5 protein-coding genes are annotated in these 4,750 nt (G+C 68.8%); 3 read left to right on the forward strand and 2 right to left on the reverse strand.

The features are described 5' to 3' along the window. Both ACDELDRAFT_RS26120 and ACDELDRAFT_RS25865 read right to left on the reverse strand, forming a co-directional pair. Window positions 1-221 (reverse strand): AMP-binding enzyme (locus ACDELDRAFT_RS26120; protein WP_420042327.1); only part of this gene is annotated, 221 nt, incomplete at its 3' end. Beyond that, on the reverse strand, window positions 194-1,402 hold the full coding sequence (locus ACDELDRAFT_RS25865; protein WP_332376054.1) for an AMP-binding protein: 1,209 nt from the start codon (window positions 1,400-1,402) through the stop codon (window positions 194-196). The genes ACDELDRAFT_RS25865 and ACDELDRAFT_RS26120, both read right to left, overlap by 28 nt. A 206-nt stretch (window positions 1,403-1,608) precedes the next feature. Here ACDELDRAFT_RS25865 and ACDELDRAFT_RS19305 point away from each other — a divergent pair, with 206 nt between their 5' ends. From ACDELDRAFT_RS19305 to ACDELDRAFT_RS19315, 3 genes are all read left to right on the forward strand, one after another. After that, window positions 1,609-2,787, forward strand: a complete 1,179-nt coding sequence (locus ACDELDRAFT_RS19305; RefSeq protein ID WP_005799717.1) for a thiolase family protein — start codon at window positions 1,609-1,611, stop codon at window positions 2,785-2,787. A 62-nt stretch (window positions 2,788-2,849) separates the two neighbouring features. After that, window positions 2,850-3,617: an SDR family NAD(P)-dependent oxidoreductase gene (locus ACDELDRAFT_RS19310; protein WP_005799718.1), complete on the forward strand. Its 768-nt coding sequence runs from the start codon at window positions 2,850-2,852 to the stop codon at window positions 3,615-3,617. Window positions 3,618-3,809: 192 nt separating this feature from the next. Beyond that, window positions 3,810-4,574 carry a crotonase/enoyl-CoA hydratase family protein gene (locus tag ACDELDRAFT_RS19315; RefSeq protein ID WP_005799719.1) on the forward strand — a complete coding sequence of 255 codons (765 nt, stop codon included), beginning with the start codon at window positions 3,810-3,812 and terminating at the stop codon, window positions 4,572-4,574. Window positions 4,575-4,750 lie beyond the last annotated feature (176 nt).

The following is a 4,750-nucleotide window of genomic DNA, read 5'->3' on the forward strand; positions in this document are numbered from 1 at the left end:
CGCGCCGTGGCCAGCGAGGCCTGGGCGCCGTGGCGCAGCACCACGGCCGCCAGGGGCTGTTCGCCAAAGTCGGGGTGGGGCACACCCACCACGGCCACCTCGTACACGTCGGGGTGGCGCAGCAGGGCGTTCTCGATCTCCTGTGGGTAGAGGTTGACGCCGCCCGAGAGGATCAAGTCCGCGCGCCGGTCGCTTAAGTAAAGGTAGCCCTCGGCATCCACGTGGCCGATGTCGCCATAGGTGATCCAGCCACGCTCGTTGATGGCCTGGCGTGTCTTTTCCTCGTCGTTGAGGTAGCTGAACTGTCCGCCGCCCGAGAAGTACACCTGTCCGATCTCGCCCGCGGGCAGCTCCTGCCCGTCGTCACCCACGATGTGCAGCCGGCCCGTGGTGGGGCGGCCCACCGAGCCCGGGGGCGCCGGCGCCACTCGGCCGAGCCGATCATCGTCGTGCCACAGCCCTCGGAGCCCGCGTAGTACTCCATCAGGATGTCGCCCCACCAGTCGAGCATGGCGTGCTTCACATCTACCGGGCAGGGCGCGGCGGCATGGATGGCCACGCGGTGGCTGGACAGGTCGTAGCGCCGGCGCACTTCGTCGGGCAGCTTGAGCATGCGGCCGAACATGGTGGGCACCCACTGGCTGTGGGTGACGCGGTAGCGCTCGATCAGCGCCAGGGCGGTCTCGGCGTCAAAGCGCTCCATGATCACGGCCTGCCCGCCCAGCTCCAGCACGCGCAGCGTGTAGCGCAGCGGCGCGGCGTGGTACAGCGGCGCGGGCGAGAGGTACACGGTGTCTTCGCCCATGCCCATGATGCGGGCCGTGCCCAGCGCCTCGGGGTCGGTCTGGCCGCGCAGGTGGCTCGGCTGCAAAGGCTTGAGCACCCCCTTGGGCCGGCCCGTGGTGCCCGATGAATACAGCAGGTCGCGGCCCAGCGGGCGGTCGGCAAAATCGGCGGGCCGGGTGCCCAGGCTCTCCAGCGCCTGCGCCGCAACGGGCAGCGAAGGCGCCAGGGGCGTGGCCGCGTCCACCGTCCAGCACGGCAGGGGGTGGACGGCCTGCAGCTCGGTGAGTTGCGGCAGGGTCTTGCTGGAAGCCACCACCAGCCGCGCGCCGCAGTCCTGCACGATGTAGGCCACCTCGGCCGGGGTCAGGTGCGTGCTGAGCACGGCGGCATACAGGCCGGCCTGCCGGGCCGCCAGCGCCAGGGCCAGGATCTCGATCCGGTTTTCCAGCACCACCGCGAAGCGCTCGCCCGCCTGCAACCCCTGGGCATGCAGCCACTGGGCCATCTGCAAGGCGCTGCGCGCCACTTCGCCAGCGGTATGGCGCGTGCCGGTCTCGGCCATGACCAGTACCACCCGCTCGGGGGCCGTCGCCGCGCGGCCGAAGAAGTCCTGCATACCTGTCACCTGTTGCTCCTTGGCACGCCGCCGTGGTGGAGAAGTCCACCAAAAGCAAAGCGCCTGTCTCACAAAACCGATGTGTTGACGGATTTTTTCAGGCAACAGCGGCAGCAATCACCGGGTAAATACGGTCTTCAGCACAAACTAACTCGCACAGAATCATTTTTAATGGATCATCAGTCTCATAAACACATGGAGTGAGCATGAATATTCCCGTCATCGTCGATGCCATTCGCAGCCCCATGGCCCGGGCCAAGCCCGATGGCGCGCTGGCCGAGGTCCATCCCGTGGACCTGCTCTCGCAGGTGCTGGAGCAACTGGTGGCCCGCAACAAGCTTGACCCCGGCACCGTGGACGACGTGATCTGCGGCTGCGTCAGCCAGGCGGGCGAGCAGGCGGGCACGCCCGGGCGCCTGGCCTGGCTGGCCGCCGGCCTGCCCGCGCACGTGCCTTCCACCACCATCGACCGCAAGTGCGGCTCCAGCCAGCAGGCCGTGCACTTCGCGGCGCAGGCCATCATGGCGGGCACGCAGGACATCGTGATCGCCTCCGGCGTGGAGTCGATGAGCCGCGTGCCCATGGGCAGCTCGCGCATGGGCAAGAACACCACCGGCCCGCGCTTTGATGCGCGCTTCGCCCCCGGTCTGGTGGGCCAGGGCGTATCGGCCGATCTGGTGGCCGCCAAGTGGGGGCTGGACCGCACCGCGCTGGACACCTATGCCGTGCGCTCGCACCAGCGCGCCCATGCGGCGCAATCGGGCGGCGGCTTTGCACGCGAGATCGTGGGCATCGACACCCCCGCCGGCCGCGTGCTGCAGGACGAAACCATCCGCGCCGGCACCACGGTGGAAAAGCTCGCCGGCCTGAAGGCCGTGTTCGAGAGCGAGGAGCTGTCCGCGCGCTTCCCGCAGATCCAGTGGGCCACCACGGCCGGCAACGCCTCGCAGATGACCGACGGCGCCAGCGCCATGCTCATCATGAGCGAGCAGCGTGCCCAGCAGCTGGGCCTGCGCCCGCGCGCGCGCTTCGTGGCCTTCGACGTGGTGGGCGACGACCCGCTGTACATGCTCACGGCCCCCATCCCCGCCACGCAGCGCGTGCTGGCCAAGGCCCGGATGAAGCTGGACGACATCCATCACTACGAGATCAACGAGGCCTTTGCCTCCGTGCCCTTGGCCTGGCAGAAGGAGTTGGGCGCCGACGGCGAGCGCCTGAACCCGCGCGGCGGCGCCATCGCCCTGGGCCACCCGCTGGGTGCCTCGGGCCTGCGCCTGATGACCACCATGCTGCACGCCCTGGAAGACAGCGGCCAGCGCTACGGCCTGCAGTCCATGTGCGAGGCTGGCGGCATGGCCAACGCCACCATCATCGAACGTCTGTAACTATTGATTTGATAGCTGCCGGCGCTTGATGGACGAGCGCCCCAGGCCAAAAAGGAAAGAAAATGAAGCTGCAACAAGGAATGACCGCCCTCATCACCGGCGGGGTCTCGGGCCTGGGCGAGGCCTCGGCCGTCGCGCTGCTGGAGCGTGGTTTGAACGTGGTGGCCGTGGACCTGAACGACGAGCGCGGCCAGGCCATGGAACAGAAGTACGCCGGCCGCCTGCGCTATGTGAAGGCCGACGTGTCCGACGCCGACCAGATGGCCCAGGCCATCGCCGCGGCCGAGGCCTTCGGCAACTTCCGTGCGCTGGTGCACTGCGCGGGCATCGGCGGCCCGGTGCGCCTGATCGAGAAGGACGGCAGCCCCGGCTCGCTGGAGAAGTACATCAACATCATCCGCGTGAACCAGATCGGCACCTTCAACACGCTGCGCCTGGCGGCCGTTGCCATGGCCAAAAACGAGCCGATTGACGGCGAGCGCGGCGTGTGCGTGCTCACCGCGTCGGTGGCGGGTTACGAGGGGCAGATCGGCCAGATCCCCTACGCATCCTCCAAGGCCGGCGTGATCGGCATGACCATCGTGGCGGCGCGTGACCTGGCGTCCAAGTTCATCCGCGTGTGCACCATCGCACCGGGTCTGTTCGACACGCCCATCCTGGCCAAGCTGCCCGAGAACGTGCGCCAGTCGCTGGGCGCATCGGTGCCCAACCCCGCGCGCCTGGGCCACCCCAGCGAATACGCGATGACCGCGCTGCACATCCTCGAGAACCCCATGCTCAATGGCGAGACCATCCGCCTGGATGGGGCCATTCGCATGCAGCCGAGGTGACATCCCCCTGAGGCGCTGCGCGCCTTCCCCCTTCTCTCTGCGCGCTTGGCGCTCCGGGAAGGGGGACGCAGCCAGCGCGGCGGGGCGGCCCTTGCGCGACTGCCTTGGTCTTGGGTCGCGCCGGCTTCATAGGTTGCGCCGGTTTCGCGCAGGGCGACTCATGCAGCGCAATGAAGAACTGGAAGGATTTTTATGAGTTCCACGGTACTGGTCGAAGTGCGCGGCAACGTGCTGGTCATGACGCTGAGCAACCCCGAGGCGCGCAACGCCGCCACGCTGGAGATGGCCGAGGCCATGGCGGCGGCGCTGGACGAGCTGGACCGCAACCCCGCCCTGCAGGTGGGCGTCATCACCGGCGCGGGCGGCACGTTCTGCGCGGGCATGGACCTGAAGGGTTTTTTGCAGGGCAAGCGCCCCAGCCTGCCCGGGCGGGGATTCCTGGGCCTGACGCAGCAGCCGCCGCGCAAGCCGCTGATTGCCGCCGTGGAAGGCTATGCCCTGGCGGGGGGCTTTGAGACCGTGCTGGCCTGCGACCTGATCGTCGCCGCCAAGACGGCCCAATTCGGCCTGCCCGAGGTCAAGCGCGGCCTGGCCGCCTCGGCCGGCGGGCTGCTGCGCCTGCCCAGGCGCCTGCCCTACCACGTGGCCATGGAATGCATTCTCACGGGCGACATGTTCAGCGCCGAGCGCGCCCACGCCCATGGCCTGGTCAACCGCCTGGTCGAGCCCGGCCAGGCGCTGGACGCCGCGCTGGAACTGGCCCAGGCCGTGGCCGCCAACGGCCCGCTGGCGCTGATCGCCAGCAAACGCGTGGCGCAAGAGTCGGCCGACTGGACGCAGGCCGAGATGTTCGACCGCCAGGCCGTCATCACCACGCCGGTGCTCGCTTCGCTGGACGCGCGCGAAGGGGCTACGGCCTTTGCCGAGAAACGCGCGCCGGTGTGGAAAGGCGTTTGATGGGAAAAGAGGCGATATCGCCCATCCATCAAGCGCTGGCAGCTAGTTAATACATAGCAAATGCGGCCCCGGTGCCGCAAGAACTCCAGGAGACAAGACCATGCCATTCCCTCACCGCCGCCACGCGCTGCGCCTCGCGGGCGCCACCGCCCTGCTGGGCCTGGCCGCCCTGGGTG

This window comes from Acidovorax delafieldii 2AN (assembly GCF_000175235.1).
Taxonomy (GTDB): domain Bacteria; phylum Pseudomonadota; class Gammaproteobacteria; order Burkholderiales; family Burkholderiaceae_C; genus Acidovorax; species Acidovorax delafieldii_B.

Excerpts from the sequence above, each read along its gene's own strand:
- ACDELDRAFT_RS25865 (WP_332376054.1), bottom strand. The coding sequence starts at position 1,402 with ATGCAGGACTTCTTCGGCCGCGCGGCGACGGCCCCCGAGCGGGTGGTA.
- ACDELDRAFT_RS19310 (WP_005799718.1), top strand. The coding sequence starts at position 2,850 with ATGAAGCTGCAACAAGGAATGACCGCCCTCATCACCGGCGGGGTCTCG.
- ACDELDRAFT_RS19305 (WP_005799717.1), top strand. The coding sequence starts at position 1,609 with ATGAATATTCCCGTCATCGTCGATGCCATTCGCAGCCCCATGGCCCGG.
- ACDELDRAFT_RS19315 (WP_005799719.1), top strand. The coding sequence starts at position 3,810 with ATGAGTTCCACGGTACTGGTCGAAGTGCGCGGCAACGTGCTGGTCATG.